14 protein-coding genes are annotated in these 16393 nt (G+C 45.9%); 6 read left to right on the forward strand and 8 right to left on the reverse strand.

The features are described from left to right. Positions 1 to 396: 396 nt before the first annotated feature. The 4 genes from rfaD to msbA all read right to left on the reverse strand — a co-directional run bounded on the left by rfaD (position 397) and on the right by msbA (position 5184). On the reverse strand, positions 397 to 1371 hold the full coding sequence (rfaD, locus tag EK22_RS20890; protein ID WP_036254112.1) for an ADP-glyceromanno-heptose 6-epimerase: 975 nt from the start codon (positions 1369 to 1371) through the stop codon (positions 397 to 399). Further along, positions 1368 to 2792 (reverse strand): bifunctional D-glycero-beta-D-manno-heptose-7-phosphate kinase/D-glycero-beta-D-manno-heptose 1-phosphate adenylyltransferase HldE, encoded by a 1425-nt coding sequence (gene hldE / locus EK22_RS20895; protein ID WP_036254113.1) that lies wholly within the window; start codon positions 2790 to 2792, stop codon positions 1368 to 1370. The genes rfaD and hldE overlap by 4 nt, the downstream gene beginning before the upstream one ends. Then, positions 2773 to 3348, reverse strand: coding sequence for a D-sedoheptulose-7-phosphate isomerase (locus EK22_RS20900; RefSeq protein WP_027147212.1), 576 nt, complete (start codon positions 3346 to 3348; stop codon positions 2773 to 2775). Before EK22_RS20900 ends, hldE begins: the two co-directional genes overlap by 20 nt. A 75-nt stretch (positions 3349 to 3423) precedes the next feature. Further along, positions 3424 to 5184, reverse strand: coding sequence for a lipid A export permease/ATP-binding protein MsbA (gene msbA, locus EK22_RS20905; RefSeq protein ID WP_020158996.1), 1761 nt, complete (start codon positions 5182 to 5184; stop codon positions 3424 to 3426). A 211-nt stretch (positions 5185 to 5395) separates the two neighbouring features. On the opposite strand from msbA, the gene rfaQ reads away from it, so the two are divergent. The 4 genes from rfaQ to EK22_RS20925 are packed head-to-tail and all read left to right on the forward strand — an operon-like array spanning position 5396 to position 9266. Further along, positions 5396 to 6478, forward strand: a complete 1083-nt coding sequence (gene rfaQ / locus EK22_RS20910) for a putative lipopolysaccharide heptosyltransferase III (protein ID WP_027147211.1) — start codon at positions 5396 to 5398, stop codon at positions 6476 to 6478. Between the two features lie 27 nt (positions 6479 to 6505). Further along, the gene (locus EK22_RS20915) at positions 6506 to 7714 is read left to right on the forward strand and encodes an O-antigen ligase family protein (protein ID WP_051962010.1); all 1209 of its coding nucleotides are present in this window, start codon (positions 6506 to 6508) and stop codon (positions 7712 to 7714) included. Beyond that, complete coding sequence (locus EK22_RS20920; protein WP_036254114.1) at positions 7702 to 8454, forward strand: glycosyltransferase family 2 protein; 753 nt, start codon at positions 7702 to 7704, stop codon at positions 8452 to 8454. Before EK22_RS20915 ends, EK22_RS20920 begins: the two co-directional genes overlap by 13 nt. After that, positions 8451 to 9266, forward strand: a complete 816-nt coding sequence (locus tag EK22_RS20925) for a glycosyltransferase family 2 protein (protein WP_020158992.1) — start codon at positions 8451 to 8453, stop codon at positions 9264 to 9266. The genes EK22_RS20920 and EK22_RS20925 overlap by 4 nt, the downstream gene beginning before the upstream one ends. Before the next feature lie 43 nt (positions 9267 to 9309). Here EK22_RS20925 and EK22_RS20930 read toward each other — a convergent pair whose 3' ends face one another. From EK22_RS20930 to EK22_RS20945, 4 genes are all read right to left on the reverse strand, one after another. Then, a complete protein-coding gene (locus tag EK22_RS20930) occupies positions 9310 to 10095 on the reverse strand; it encodes a hypothetical protein (protein WP_027147210.1) in 786 nt (261 codons plus the stop codon). A gap of 55 nt (positions 10096 to 10150) precedes the next feature. Then, a complete protein-coding gene (locus EK22_RS20935) occupies positions 10151 to 10576 on the reverse strand; it encodes a YqaA family protein (protein ID WP_020158990.1) in 426 nt (141 codons plus the stop codon). Positions 10577 to 10640: 64 nt separating this feature from the next. Then, the gene (locus EK22_RS20940; RefSeq protein WP_020158989.1) at positions 10641 to 11543 is read right to left on the reverse strand and encodes a cupredoxin domain-containing protein; all 903 of its coding nucleotides are present in this window, start codon (positions 11541 to 11543) and stop codon (positions 10641 to 10643) included. A 371-nt stretch (positions 11544 to 11914) separates the two neighbouring features. Continuing rightward, a complete protein-coding gene (locus EK22_RS20945) occupies positions 11915 to 12505 on the reverse strand; it encodes a hypothetical protein (protein ID WP_027147209.1) in 591 nt (196 codons plus the stop codon). A 285-nt stretch (positions 12506 to 12790) separates the two neighbouring features. On the opposite strand from EK22_RS20945, the gene pgi reads away from it, so the two are divergent. Further along, complete coding sequence (pgi, locus tag EK22_RS20950) at positions 12791 to 14422, forward strand: glucose-6-phosphate isomerase (RefSeq protein ID WP_020158987.1); 1632 nt, start codon at positions 12791 to 12793, stop codon at positions 14420 to 14422. 132 nt (positions 14423 to 14554) lie between these two features. Continuing rightward, positions 14555 to 15997 carry a membrane-bound lytic murein transglycosylase MltF gene (gene mltF / locus EK22_RS20955; protein ID WP_020158986.1) on the forward strand — a complete coding sequence of 481 codons (1443 nt, stop codon included), beginning with the start codon at positions 14555 to 14557 and terminating at the stop codon, positions 15995 to 15997. The last annotated feature ends 396 nt before the right edge of the window (positions 15998 to 16393 follow it).

Raw genomic sequence — 16393 nt, forward strand, 5'->3', positions numbered from 1 at the left:
AAGATGAGTGACCAATCTTGGCTCGACCAAAAACTTAACGTAAATGTTGAATCGACGTGTTTGTTCTTGCTCGATTATTTATTACAACTAAAATAATCATCACAAGCACCCACACAAATTATTTTGATCTGACTTTTAAAGAGCGTGGAGCTTAAAGCCCCGCTGAGTCCGACTATTATACAGAGTCAAAACCCGTTGTCAACCCCTTGTTGCTTTTATTTTTCATCCTGAAAAACCGGAGCCAATCGCTCAACCCCGAAGAGCCGACCATTATAACCGATCCGCTCTGCTTGTCAACCTCAGTGTCAACTTTTTTTCTGTCCCTGAACCCCTTCCGGACAACCTGCCGCCGAAAGAAGGGCATATTCTACCGATCTTTTTTTAATCGTCAAGCAATTATTTTTGTTCCGGCCAATATTTATTAGCTGCTGAATTTAACCAGTTCAAATATCGGGTAACGCCTTCCTTAACCCCCATAAACGCCTTGCTATATCCAGCCTGTCTTAAACCGGAAATATCCGCCTGCGTATAACTCTGATAAGCGCCTTTTAAATGCTCGGGAAAAGGAATGTATTCGATGCTCCCCTCCTTATGCCATTCGATGACCGATCGCGCGACGGTATTAAATGTCTCCGCTTGCCCGGTCCCGACATTATAAATGCCGTGCCGGTCCGGATGATCCAGGAACCACAAATTAACATCGACCACATCATCAACATGAACAAAGTCTCGCTTTTGCTCGCCATCTGCCAGACCGTCACAACCTGAAAACAGCTTAGCCCGCTTTTGCTCTATAACCTGGCGGTTAAAGTGAAATGCGGTGCTGCTCATTGAGCCTTTGTGTTGCTCTCTCGGACCATAGACGTTGAAATAGCGAAACCCGACAATCGGGCTCTTCGTATTGGGCAGTAACTGTCGAACATATTGGTCGAATTGAAATTTTGAATAGGCATACATATTGATCGGATGCTCGCATTTACGATCGACACGAAAACCATGTTCGCCATTACCGTAAACCGAGGCCGATGATGCATACATAAAAGCCGCATTTTTGGCGATGCACCAGTGCAACAGGCGTTTTGAATAATCGTAATTATTCATCATGACGAACTGACCATTCCACTCCGTGGTCGCGGAACAAGCCCCCTGATGAAAAACCGCCTTAATGTCGTTTAAAAAAGTTGGCGACTCTATTTTTTCTATGAATTGCGCCTTGTCCATGTAATCGGCAATATCCAGATCAGCAATGTTATGCATTTTTCGGCCGTTAACCAGATGATCGACCAGCAATATATTGCTCTCTCCGCGTTCGTTTAACGCACGAACAATATTACTGCCAATAAACCCCGCACCACCGGTAACAACAATCATTCCTCCCCCCTCGCTTTCTTAATCATGGCCGTTGTCGATTGACCGTCAACAAATTGTAAAATCTTCACTTCGCCTCCCGCTTTTATAACGCAATCCCCTCCGGCAACCTCTTCGGGACGATAATCTCCACCTTTAACGATGACATCAGGTAATAGTTTGCAATACAAGCGCTCTGGCGTTTCCTCTTCGAACGACACGACCCAGTCCACGCAGGCCAAGGCCGCAAGAACCATCATGCGCTCTTGCAAACGATTAATCGGACGCGTATCGCCTTTAAGCTGCCTGACCGACGCATCCGAATTAACCGCGACAATCAATCGATCACCCAAAGCCTTGGCCTGCTCCAGATAAGTAACGTGACCGGCATGCAGTAGATCAAAACAGCCGTTAGTCATAATGATCCGTTCATCATTGGCTTTTGCTCTGTCAATAATCCGAGCTAATTCCTCTTCCGAAACAACACCGTATTGCGAATCGCGTTCGCCATGCATGGCCCGCATTAATTCCAATAGGGAGACAGTCGAGGTTCCAAGCTTGCCAACGACAATACCACCAGCCAGATTGGCCAGATACATTGCATCATGCAGCGTTTTACCAATCGCCACGGCTAAAGCCATCACCGCAATGACCGTATCGCCCGCCCCGGTTACGTCGAACACGTCCTTGGCTTGAGCCGGAAGGGAATGTACATGCGCATCCTGTATCAGCGTCATGCCGGCCTCGCCGCGCGTCAACAACAGCGTGCCGATTTGATGTCGTTTCAACAACGACCGGCCACTTTCAATCAAGCCGTTTTCGTCGGCGCATACGCCGACTACGGCCTGCAATTCGGACAGATTTGGCGTTATGACATCGGCTTGTGCATAGCGCTCATAATCAACGCCTTTAGGATCGACCAGAACCTTGACGCCTGCCTGCCTGGCTTGTGCTATGTATTCCGGCACATGCGTCAAGGTGCCTTTGCCGTAATCGGAGAAAACAACCGCATCGCTTCCGGGCAGATGCCGCGCGAGCCGTGTTAATAAAGCTTCTTTATTAACATTCAAAGGCGTTTCTTCGAAATCCAGCCGAATCAGTTGTTGATGCTGCGCCATGATCCGCAGTTTACAGATACTGCGAATGCTAGGCTCGACCACAAAATCACAGGCGACGCCTTCCGCTTCCAGCAATTTACGCAGAATCCCGCCCTCGACATCATCGCCAATGACGCCCAGTAATGTAACTCGGCCGCCTAACCTGGCGATATTCAGTGCGACATTACCCGCCCCGCCAATACGATCTTCGATATTTTTTACCCGAACCACCGGCACGGGCGCTTCAGGCGAAATCCGGCTCGCCTGTCCCGACCAATAGCGGTCCAGCATGACATCGCCCATGACAATAATATGAGCCTGACCGAATTCAGGCGCTGCTGCCAACATTTACTGCCTCCTCAATCACACCGCACCACCAGTGGCCTATCAATATATGCGCCTCCTGAATTCTTGCCGTCACAGTCGAGGGTACCCTAATCGAGAGCGTAGCCTGCCTGCACAATTCGCCGCCTTCGCCGCCCGTTAAACCAATAACCGCCATGCCTTTGGATTCAGCAACTTCAACCGCTTTCAGAATATTTTTGCTGCGCCCCGATGTGGAAATGGCCACCAAGCAGTCTTTTTCGCTGGCGAGGGCTTCCACCTGACGTGAAAAAACCGTTTCGAACTCAAAATCATTGGCATGCGCTGTTAAAATGGAAGTGTCCGTCGTTAAAGCAATAGCCGCCAGCGCCCGTCGTTTTTTTTCGTATCTGACCACCAGTTCCGCCGCAATATGCTGGCAATCAGCGGCGCTGCCGCCATTACCGCATAATAAAACCTTTCCGCCTTTCTTTAGCGTATTGATCAACAGCGCTCCAGCCTCCTCTATCTCCTTGGAACAATCGGCTAAACGCGTCATCATTTCTCTGTGCTCTTCAAGCTCAGAAATAAATGCTTTCAAAATAATTTCCTCATAGCCTTAAAAGGCTTTTCCGCATCACTAAAAATAGTGTTTTTACTTAAAAATTCAGCATGATCAATCGGCAATCGCTTTATCCCGGATATTCCTGTGCTGCATTTGATGCAGCCGGGCATAAGCGCCGTTTTTCTCGATGAGTTCTCTATGAGTCCCCTTTTCCACAATCCGGCCATGATCGATAACCAAAATCAGATCAGCGCTTTCTATCGTTGATAGTCTGTGAGCGATCACCAGCGTTGTCCTGTTGCTCATGACTTTTTGCAAGGCCGCCTGTATATAGCGCTCCGATTCGGTATCCAATGCCGAAGTAGCCTCATCCAATATCAGAACTGGCGCATCTTTCAATAGCGCCCTTGCCAAGGCTAATCGTTGCCTTTGCCCACCCGACAATTTAACGCCGTTTTCGCCTATCTCGGTATCAAGGCCCGACTCCAGTTTACTGACGAACTCCATCGCGTAAGCATCGGTTGCAGCGGCAATAATATCGTTTCTATCGGTATCTGCCAGCGTGCCGTAGGCGATATTATTGGCTATCGTATCATTGAATAAAGTGACTTGCTGGTTAACGAGCGCCAGCTGTTTTCTTAAATTCGTTAATTCATAAGTATTAATTTCAACGCCATCGAGCAATATATCGCCTGTTTTATGCATATAAAAACGGGAAATCAGATTAGCCAATGTGCTTTTGCCGCCGCCGGAAGCTCCAACCAATGCGATAGTCTGTCCCGGTTCGGCCTTGAAGCTGATGTTCCTTAATGCCAACTCGTTGGCGCCAGGATATTGAAAAGATACGTTTTTGAATTCCAACAAGCCCTTGCATCGATCGATTTGATAAGTGCCGTCATTTTGCTCTGCCGGCTCATCCAAAACCTCGAACAAGGATTCGGCCGCCGCAATACCTTTTTGGATGTCGCCGTTGATCTCGGTTAACTGCCTGACGGGTCGAGGCAATAAAAATGCCGCCGTCAAATAGCCTACAAACTCCCCCGTACTCGATTGCTTCATGAAAAACAATGCCATATACATTAAAAGCGATAAGGCTATGGCAATAATGAATTGTATGATCGGATTGTGCACTGCTTGCGTCGTGGCGAGCTTTAACGATTGCCGCCGATTATTCAAGCTGCTTTCCCGGAACCGCCGGCGCTCATAGTCCTCGCCGCCATAGCTGCGCACGATTCGATGGCCGCCTACCAGTTCCGAAGTAATATGGGTTATATCGCCTATCGATTGCTGAATTTTCTTGCTGATGGTACGCAACCGCCTGCTGACATAACTGACTAGCAAGGCAATAACCGGTGTTATGGCGACAAAAACCATCGATAACATCCAGTTTGAGTAGAACAAATAGCCCAGCAGACCAACTGCGGTTAAGCCTTCTCTAACAAAGGTACGTATTGCATCGGTAGTGGCCTTGGTAACCTCGCCCACATTATTGGTGACCCTTGCAATCATATAACCGCTATTATTTGCGTCAAAATAAGCGGTAGGCAGGCATACGTAATGGTCAAAGATTTCGCACCTCAACGCGTGCACGACATTACAGGAGACTTTAGCCAGAAAATAATTGCCTAAATAAGCGCCCACTCCTCGCACGATGATCAAACCGCTGAAGAATAACGGCAAGTAATACATTCCCTCGCGCGCTTCAGTTTGCAACGTATCGATAATATGTTTGATCAATGCCGCAAATAACGGCTGAGTAGCTGAATAAATCAGAAAACCTAGAATACTGATGAAAAAAAGGCCTCGATGTGGTTTTACATAGCTTAATAACCGCTTATATATTTGAATGCTTGCTTCAGATTCTTTTTTCATACCCTGTTAAAATTCATATATTCATATGCCGCGACAGTACTTAATGACGTCTAAATGAGCGAAATATTACCATCCTTATTAAAAAGACCGTAATGACCTTTTATCTGATGACCTTATCAACCCGGTTTCATCTGGCGCCAACGCTATACACATTCCGTGACAAGACTGTAAAATACAGTGGAATTACCAAAAGGTTGAAATCCACCGCCGAATGAAAAAAAAACCACCGTTAGCACCTCCCGCCAGAATATTGGTCATTGCCCTACGTCATTTGGGTGATGTTTTACTGACCACGCCATTGATCCACTCGCTACGGGAGGCATACCCCCAGGCTCAAATTGATGTATTGGTTTACAGTAATACGGCCGCCATGATGGAGGGCAATCCGGATATCGCTCGAATAATAACCACACCTTTACGTCCGTCACGCGCAGATTACCGAAGCCTGATTTCGATACTATTCAGAAAATATAACCTGGCCGTCATTACGCAAACAGGAGACCGTCCATTTATCTATGGTTTTCTAGCCGCCCCCGTGCGTGTTGCAGTAGTGCCGAAAAAAGATCAAAAAGGTGGATGGAAACGCAATTTTATTCAATATTGGACTGAATTCGATGATGAAAATACCCACACCGTGCTGCAATTATTGAAACTGGCAGATCTCTTAGGCATCCCCAGAGCTCATGCGTTGGTCCCTCCGTGCCCGGCCGATAATCAAATACCGCTCTTGCCAGCCAATCATTCAGCCTATGCCGTCATTCATGCCTATCCAATGTGGCATTATAAACGCTGGACCATCGATGGCTGGGTTGAAATAGCACAATTTCTCCAGGAGACAGGCTTAAAGGTTATTTTGTCGGGCGGCCCGGCGCCGGAAGAAATTGACTATGTAGAGCGCATCTACCAACGATTATCGGTAGAGGTCACAAATCTGGCAGGCAAAACCACGGTTTCTCAACTTTCCTACATTATCAGCAAGGCAAAATTATACATCGGCCCCGACACGGGCATAACCCATTTGGCCGCCGCTACGGCAACGCCTGTGATCGCGCTTTATGGGCCTACGAATCCGGTTAAATGGGCACCCTGGCCCATCAATTACAGCAATGACGCAAATCCTTTTCAGAAACTGGGCAACCAACAGGTGAATAATGTCTATTTAATTCAGGGCGTGGCAGATTGCGTGCCTTGCCATCAGGAAGGTTGTGACCGAAATCGACAAAGCCGTAGCGCTTGTCTGGAAAATATCAGTCCTGAAACTGTTAAGAAAGACATTCTGAAGGTCTTAAATTAGAGCCATTCCAACTTTAACAAGCGACTCATGCCCTTTAAAAAACTGTTTTTTAAATCCCAGCCTTTAATCATTGATATCGGTGGCTATCTTGCCATTTTATTGATATTGACCCTGCCTTTTTCTACCGCTTTAACGGTTGTGCTTTCAATTGCATTAGCCTTTTTATGGGTAAGCTCGGCGCAATTTATGACTCTACCGATGTTCATAAAGCAGAATCCGGTAATCTTATTTGCTGTATTACTATTTCTTTATCTGGCTTTAGGCGTTACCTACAGCACGGCCGCCCCCGTAAATGCCTTTTCCACACTCAGCAAATATCGTGAACTCTTGCTACTGGCCATCTTGCCGCCATTTTTTCAATCTGAATTTATCAGACATTGGGCATGGAATGCCTTCATTATTGCCTCTATTGTGACGCTGCTGGGCTCTTATGCTATTTATTTCGGCATGATCGATTATATGCAGCCGGAAGACCCCTCTATCAAGAACCGAATCACTCACAGCCTTTTAATCGCTTTTTTTGCTTTTTTCTGCATGCATAAGTCTTTGCAAGAGGGCAAATACGGCAAGCTCTATATCGCTTTATTGGTTCTATGCATTCACAATTTGTTCTTCCTCGTGTCCGGCCGCACCGGTCAATTGATCTTTCTGCTATTAATGCTGCTTTTTTATATCCAGCGGTTCAGCGCAAAAAAGGCGGTATTGCTTATTACCGCTACGTTTGCACTACTTTTCCTGTTTATCACCTGTTCCGATAGAGCAAACCGCATCAATGAAGGCTTTTCGCAAACCCAAAACTATTTGCATTCCGAAACCGGTGAAACGAACACATCCATGGGGCAAAGATTGACTTTCTGGAAACACTCACTGGCGCTCATCGCCGAAAAACCCTGGCTGGGCCATGGAACCGGCAGTTATCCGGTCGAATATAGCAGAGTGGCTGCAAAGGCCGACATTGCATCCAACAATCCTCACAATGAATATTTGATGATTACCGTACAAATCGGCATACTCGGCCTGTTATTATTTTTAGCTTTTTTGTTCAGCCAATACCAATGCTCGCTAAAACTGCTCAATGAATACCAGTGGTTCGCTCAGGGCGTATTGGTTGCGCTTGCCATCAACAGTCTTTTTAACTCCACAATTCTCGACTTCACCGAAGGGCACTGGTTTAGCGCCATTATAGCCTTATGCTTTTCAACGCTGCCATTCAAGACAAAACCATGCTCAGCGTAGTTATTATCACTAAAAATGAATCCGCGCATATTGCCCGTTGCCTAGAGTCTGTCGCGTGGGCGGATGAAATTATTGTTCTGGATTCAGGCAGTGAAGACAACACGGTCGCCATCTGCCGCCGCTATACCGATAAGGTTTTTGAAACCGACTGGCCCGGATTCGGCATACAAAAACAGCGCGCCGTCGATAAAGCAACCCAACCATGGATTTTATCCATAGACGCCGACGAGCAAGTAACGCCTGAACTGAGAAAAGCACTTGAACAAGCCATGAGCCACACCCACATAGCCGGCTTTGAGATACCCCGCCTTTCGAGCTATTGCGGCAGACAGATCAGGCACGGCGGATGGTGGCCTGATCATGTCCTGCGCCTATTTCAACGCGAGCGCGGACGTTTTACCGAAGACCTGGTCCACGAGCGCATCATTGTCGACGGCACTGTTCAGCGCTTAACAACGCCTCTGCTTCATGAGGCTTTTGTCGATCCGAATGAAGTTCTGCATAAAATCAACAGTTATTCATCACTGGGTGCTGAAAAATTGTACTTGGCCGGAAAAAGAACCACTCTACTACAAGCAATAGTTAAAGGATTCTGGACATTTTTTCGCACTTACTGTTTGAAAGCCGCTTTTCTGGATGGAGAGCAAGGCCTCATGCTCGCGATATCCAATGCCGAAGGGACTTATTATAAATATCTGAAGCTGCTGGATATGCAGCATGGCAAGGAGCCGAAGGCATGAGTCTGATTTCCGTCATTATCACAACCTATAACTGGCCAGAAGCACTGGCGGCCAGTTTACAAAGCCTTTTAAGCCAGGAAGACAGAAATTTCGAAATTCTTGTCGCGGACGATGGGTCAACTGATGCGACTGCGAAATTAATAACAAATCGTTACGCCGGCAGTTCAATACCGATACAACACATCCGTCATGACGACCAGGGCTTTAGAGCCGGCACAATCCGGAATAAAGCAGTGGCTCGCAGTCAAGGCGATTACCTGATTTTTATCGACGGGGATTGCATAGTTTTCCCGGACTTTATCAAGACTCATCGCCGTCTGGCCGCTAAAGACCACTTTGTCCCTGGAAACCGCATACTCTTGACTGAAAGCTTTACCCGGGAAGTCCTGAATGAGAATATTTCTCTATATAATCAATCAATAACTTATTTTATTTCGCAGTGGCTCACAAACAAGATAAATAGAATCACTCCACTGATACGCTTGCCCTTGGGACGGCTACGGCTAACTCAGCCAAGCCGCTGGCAAAAAGCGATGACTTGTAACCTGGCCATCTGGAAAAATGACTTTGTCGAGGTTAACGGCTTCGATGAACTTTTTGAAGGTTGGGGCTATGAAGATTCTGATTTGGTGATTCGTCTGATACATAACGGCATTAAGCGTAAGGAAGGCCGCTTTGCCATACCTGTTTTGCACCTATGGCACCGACAAAACGACCAAAGCCGGCATGATCAAAACTTCCAACGACTGATGGGACGCTTGCATGAACAGAATTTTATTCGGGCAAGGAAAGGGTTGGATCAATATCTTTGATCCAGCCCTCTTTTATTGCTGCTTCGCTATCAAATTACCCGAACTACTCATTACCAGCGCCTTGATAGGCATTATCACGCGATTTATCGGATTTGATGCGTAATTTGACATTTTTTAAAACTCTTAACAGCGGTGCCGCGCCTCCCATCGCCACCGCATCCACAAGGCAATACCAGGCGGCAACGCCGCTAGGTGGATTGCCTTGCGGCAGATTCAATACCGGATCGATAGCCGCCCAGGTCCAAGTTCCGACTGCCGTACCTATAAGTTCAAGCCAAGTGGTAATAAAGAAGGCAGAAAGGTAAACCATGGGCGAGCGGCCCTTAAAAAGATAGATCAGAAAAACGCAAAATAGCAAAGCGCCTACATAATCACCTTGCTCCGCATAACCGCTGATTCCCCAGGCAGACCAAGCACCGCACACAAGCACTACAAATAGGGCGATTTTTCGGGCATATCTTAAAAACAGTCCTGAACGCCCCAATGCCACGGCCGTTAAATAAACCATGCCATGACCGGGCGGCACATAAGCCGGGACATTTTCAAAACGATAGGTATAGCCTCCCATAAAAGGGGAAGCAAAATGTTCCCCTATCGTGGCAAAAATGATGGCAATAATTACCTGCGTTCTGACTTCTTTATTTTCTCCGAGCAATAAGCCGGTTAAAAAAACCCAGCCACAGACACCCAGCGCATTTTGTTTCTCCAACGTGGCATCCGCATCAGTCATCAAACAGACCGCCACGCAAAAAAAAGTAAAAGCCGCTATAAAATAATCCCGCTTTCTGTGCACATAAGGCCCCTCAACGGGGGGGAAATGACGTAACATCGTTTACCTCATCGAATATGAAATCTGACCTCATCATAGATTTTCTGGCATAGCCTTATATAAACATCCAGGCAATTACGGCGTACCTGGCAAATTTACCTGATAAAATGATTAAACAAGCTGGCAATACGGGAAGCTTCAACCAACCGCCAGCAAAACATAACGCATCGCCCACTAATGGCAGCCATGAAAAAAACAAGGCCCAGACGCCTTTTCTTTTCACTAACTCAAGCGCTTTTTGCTTCTTCTCCGGCAGCAATGCCGCAATAGGAAATTTATTAGCGGCCAAGACACCTAAACCCCACGTTGTCATGGCTCCCAGCGTATTGCCTATAGTAGCAATAATTAACAATTGCTCAACCTGATAATCGCCGGCCGTTACCATATAAGCCAGAAGAGCTTCAGACCCGCCTGGAGCAATTGTCGATGATATAAAGGCACTGATAAACAATCCCCATATTCCAACCAACGCCTCTTCCACTTATTTTTCTCCCAAAAAAAAACCCCTGTAGCAAAAAGCACAGGGGTTTTTATAATGCCGGAATTTAGCTTCCGGGCAGTGTCTTGTTCTTGCTGGAAACGACCAGCTTAACCACATCAGACAGCAATTTTACAACTAGCTCGATAATCGATCTTAGTAAATCAAAGATATAAGTTACTATTTCCGATGCACTCATACCTTTAAACTTGCGAGCCAGAAACGGCGCCAGAAGCAAGCCGATTGCCAAACCGATCACGGTCATTCCCGAAATCATCGATCCGTCTTCTTGTTCCTGTGCGGCTGCAGGCGCACCACTCGGCAGCGCTGCCGGAGCCTGAACATTCGTATTACCCGCAACAGCGGCGGTTGTTACCGGCGGAATGCCTGAATAATCATCTTGTATGACGTAATCCGTCACACCGGGAATACTAGGTAGATCCCCATCACCCTTACCCACCTTCAACTGCGCTTTCATGCCTTTTTCCATATGCTGGGCAATGTCACAATGCACCAGATAGGTTTTATCGCCGGGCGGAAGAATTAATGTACCGGAAATTTTAGCGGGCCCCGTTACTTCCAGATGAAACATACCTTTATTATACAAATACTTAGGCAAGCCATGCATCATCCATTGGTGACGAATATTATCATCATTGACAAAATGAACTGTCAATTTCGTGCAGGGTTTAAAATTAAATTCCTGAGTATCAAACGCGAACATTCTTCCCGGGAACTTCTCGGCATATTTATGGCCGGCATGAACAGTAATTTCCCGGGTCTCGGATATCTTATCGCAACCACCAGGCAACGTATCGGCATTTTGCCCCATCACCATGCCGCCGCCCATATCCATTAAATGGCCATCACCGTGACTCATGAGCGAATTATGCTCTTCATATTCTTCCGCAGCCATGACGGGTACGGAAAAAAGAAAGCTTATCATCGCAACTGATAACAACTTCATCATTAGTAAGTTTCCTCTTTTATTTGGAACAATCAACGATTATGTTTCCTATGGAAAAAACCATAAAAAACTGATCAGAAATTTTTTGAATGCAACTCCCTTGCCCAAAAACTTCCAGATACTATTTCTAGGATAGCCTCGATTTAGATTCAACATAAACTGTTGTATCTATATCCAATTAAGACTTAAGCGGCACATCAAAATCTTGCCGAGTTGGCATTTTTGCATTCAAAAAACTGATCCGCACATTAACTTTGTTGATTCCGTCTTTGGCTAAATTCACTATCACTATGCATAAATAACATCAACATTGTAATGAGATTACCAGGACGTCAAGGAAGTTCCAGTACTGTAAGACTTAATGCTATCGATAATTAGCTTTTGATTTTAGCAACTAACCCATCGATTGTACGCTTGAAGCCCGCGTTTGACAGATACAAAACATATAAACCAGCAAATGCAAAAAATGCATATAAAAGTATACTGCTGCTGCTCACTTGTTGGCCTTTGCCAGCCACGAAGCCCATATGCGCATCCAATCTTTCGCCTTGGTCCGGCACCAGCGTAATATGAATCAGATACTTGCCTACTTCCGGCACACCATTAGGTAAAGTTAAAACCACTGTGCCTGATTTATGTTTTTTAGCTTCCTCAAAGAATACCCGAGTACCTTCAGGTTCTTTGGTCACTTCGAATTCAACCGCCATGCTTCTGTATCTGACGTCCTGATAATCGAATACAAGCTGGGTTAATGTATCGGTATTTGGAATGTTGCCGCAGAAATCCTCAGCCGGAAACGCCTTAGGTTGATAAGCGGTATAGTGAAGCCAGTGGCCCGGCTCCAGTTCAAATTTACATTGGTCGGTATCAGTACCGGCCGCGCCACCGTGCGCCCACAGCGAAGCAGAAAAAAACAACCCCAGGAGCCCTAGGAAAATCTTCTTTAATATTAGTGCTCTATTCATATTACCTTCCAGTTTTGATAAATAAATAATTTATTATTATTAGGAAAAATGTAATCGCCCCTATTTACATAGCTTGAGCCTATAAAACCTGTATTTGCTCTATACTTGGCTCATAGCAACTTGCAACTCTAGCATATCGCCCTAGACAAATAAAGGAATTGATGGAAAGTCAGACTCTATAAAAGTATAATACAAACAATTGATAACACCCTTAAGTGCTATTGTCATCATTAGGGTCCTTTTCTTAAAATTTATACTAATTTTATTCAGCCGGAACTCATCAAAATGTCATCTCTGACCACATCAGACGCCTGGAAAGCCATACAAAATCATTATCATCAGATCCACAAGCATTCAATGCGCGACAGCTTTGAAGGTGACAGCAATCGTTTCAACAAGTTCTCCCTGACATTTAACGATATCCTTTTTGATTATTCCAAAAACAGGATAAACGATCAGACCCTGCCTTTACTTATAGAGCTTGCCAGACATGCAGGGCTCGAATCAAAAATCCAGTCCATGTTTTCAGGGGCTATCATCAATAACACCGAGCATAGAGCCGTTTTGCATACCGCCTTGCGTAACCGAAGCAATCAACCGGTTTATGTGGACGGACAAGACGTAATGCCTCAAATCAACAAGGTTCTCGCTAAAATGCGCACCTTCTGCGACAGCGTTCGCTCAGGCAAATGGCAAGGTTATACCGGCAAGGCTATCACTGATATCGTCAACATTGGCATCGGAGGCTCTGATTTAGGCCCGAAAATGGCTTCAACAGCACTGACGCCTTATGCTACAGATGCCTTAAAAGTGCACTTTGTTTCCAACGTGGACCAGGCTGACCTTATTGAAACATTAAAGTCCTTATCCCCTGAAACAACCTTGTTCCTGGTCGCGTCAAAGAAATTCAATACGCATGAAACCATGACCAATGCGAAATCCGCGAGAAACTGGTTGCTGGCCAGCGCTAAAGATCAAAAAGCGATTGCCAAGCACTTTGTCGCCATTTCAACCGATGTCGACAGGATTGCCGAGTTCGGGATAGATGCCAACAATATGTTCGAATTCTGGGACTGGGTCGGCGGACGTTATTCACTCTGGTCAAGCATAGGCCTATCCATTGCATTATATGTAGGCATGGATAATTTCGAGCAATTGCTGCAAGGCGCTTATGAGGTTGACCAACACTTCCGCAATACGCCTTTTGAAAAAAACATCCCGGTCATCATGGGCTTGCTGGGCATTTGGTATAACAACTTCTTTAATGCCGAATCGCATGCTATTTTGCCTTACGATCAGTCCATGCGCTATTTAGCCGATTACTTTCAGCAAGGCGATATGGAAAGTAACGGCAAAAGCATCGATATGAACGGTGAAAAAGTTGATTACAGCACGGGACAGATTATTTGGGGCCAACCTGGTACCAATGGCCAGCATGCTTTTTATCAGCTTATACATCAGGGCACCAAACTCATCCCGTGCGACTTTCTGGCACCTGCGCAAAGTCACTATCACCTGCCTGAACATCATGATATTTTGATTTCAAATTTCCTGGCGCAACCGGAAGCATTGATGAAAGGCAAATCAGCCGAGGAAGTCAAACGAGAACTGACGCCTACCGAACGGATCGATCCGGTACTAGTCGCTTCAAAAGTATTCGATGGCAATAAGCCGTCCAACGCGTTTTTATTCAAGAAACTGACGCCCAAAACATTAGGCTCACTGATTGCCTTGTATGAACACAAAATTTTCGTTCAAGGCGTGATCTGGAACATCAATTCATTTGACCAGATGGGCGTTGAGCTCGGAAAAGTACTGGCTCAAGCCATACTTCCCGAGCTTCAGAATGATGAAACCATCACAAGCCACGATTGCTCCACCAATGCACTGATCAATGCTTACAAACAATTGCGATAACATGACTCTTCCCAGTTCCGGGCGACAACAAGCGTTCGAATAGTTTTTTTTCCAATGCAATTTGTTAGTAATTCCTTTTTTAGTGATAGAGATGCAATTTCGATTATGTGAAATCAAGAAAATGCCTGAGTTTTGATTCAAATAACCCGACTAATTATTGGTTTCATTTTTGCGGTTTTGCTGACCACTTGCGATACCCGTTTTCTGACGCAAACCAAACTGGAACGAATCAAACGTAACGGAACCCTTCATGTTCTGACCCGGATTGATCCAACGACTTATTATCAAAGCCCTGAAGGTTTTACCGGACTGGAATATGACTTGGTGACGCTGTTCGCCAATCATCTTGGCGTTAAAGCTGAATTCAATGTTCCCGCGACCTTCAACGATATTTTGACCCGGATTTCCAAAGGTGAAGCTGACATTGCCGCCGCCGGGCTTACCATTACAAAACAGCGCCAACAAAAAATGCGCTTTGCGCCAGCCTATCATGAAGTCACTGAACAATTGATTTACCGGTCCGGCAATCGTCGGCCACATGACATCAACAGCTTGACCCGCGGCATTCTCGAAGTCGTTAAGGGCACCAGTCACGTTGACACCCTCATCTCACTGCAACAGGAAAACCCAGACCTGACCTGGAATATCAATGACGAATTGAATACCGGCAGCTTACTGTATCTGGTCAATGAAGGCCTCATCGACTACACCCTTGCCGACTCAAATCAAGCGCTTCTGATCCGCCGCTTTTACCCTAAACTCAACATTGCCTTCGATGTTAGCGAACCTCGCCAGCTTGCATGGGCCTTAAACTCATCGAATGACACCAGCCTATACGACGAAGTAGTTCGTTTTTTCAACCGCATCAAAGAAGATAAAACACTGGACCAACTGATTGAAAAGCATTATGGCCACACCAGTCGCTTAAGCTACGTGGGAAACTGCAAATTCCGCGAACATAAAAAAAGCAGGCTGCCAACCTATCTGCACCATTTTCATGCTGCCGCGGAAACATACAATATAGACTGGCGATTACTGGCCGCCATTGGTTATCAGGAATCGCACTGGCTGAGCCAGGCTGTCTCACCTACCGGCGTCCAGGGCATCATGATGCTAACGCATGATACAGCAGCGCAACTAGGGGTTAGCGATCGCACGGATCCAGCCCAAAGCATTGACGGCGGCGCACGTTATTTTCAGCAAAGACTCCGGATAATATCGGACCGGATTCCTGAACCGGATCGCACATGGTTTGCTTTGGCATCGTACAATGTTGGCATTGGCCATCTTGAGGACGCCAGGCTATTAACTAAAAAACAGGGAGGCAATCCTGACAAATGGATGGACGTAAAACAGCGACTACCTTTACTCGCGCAAAAAAAATGGCATAAACAAACCAAATATGGCTATGCCCGAGGCAAGGAACCGGTTCAATATGTGGAAAATATTCGCAGTTACTACGATTTATTGGTCTGGCTGACAGAAGAAAATCAGATAAAGAAGAATGCCATGGCTATAAAGGTGACCACCCCATTCAAAAACGCGGCGTTGGATATTGACGCGCCAGCCCTTTAGGAACGGGAATGAAACAAGATCCGCGTGAGGCAGGATTTCTGTTCCTATTCAACGACTTGTATGATTAAAACCAAGCAACTTAACGCGTTTTCATTAGAATAGGAATTCTAGTGAAAAAAGGCTGAGGTAGACCGACACGACTTAGGTGTATTTAATAACATCGTCATGCAGCAAAGATCGCTTCAGCCTACTTTTTAAAACTCGAACAGTTGTCAGGAACACGTTGTGATTCCGTATTTTACAAGAATGAGTGCTAAAGGTAATTATTATGTCAGACCCTATAGAGGTTCAATCAGCGCCTATCAAAAAATTGCAGATGATTGGTGTTGATGTTGCTAAACAAAAGCTTGATGTCTCTGTTGACGACAACACCGCTCTAACAATTGATAATCATGA

The organism is Methylobacter sp. BBA5.1 (assembly GCF_000746145.1).
Classification (GTDB): Bacteria; Pseudomonadota; Gammaproteobacteria; order Methylococcales; family Methylomonadaceae; genus Methylobacter; species Methylobacter marinus.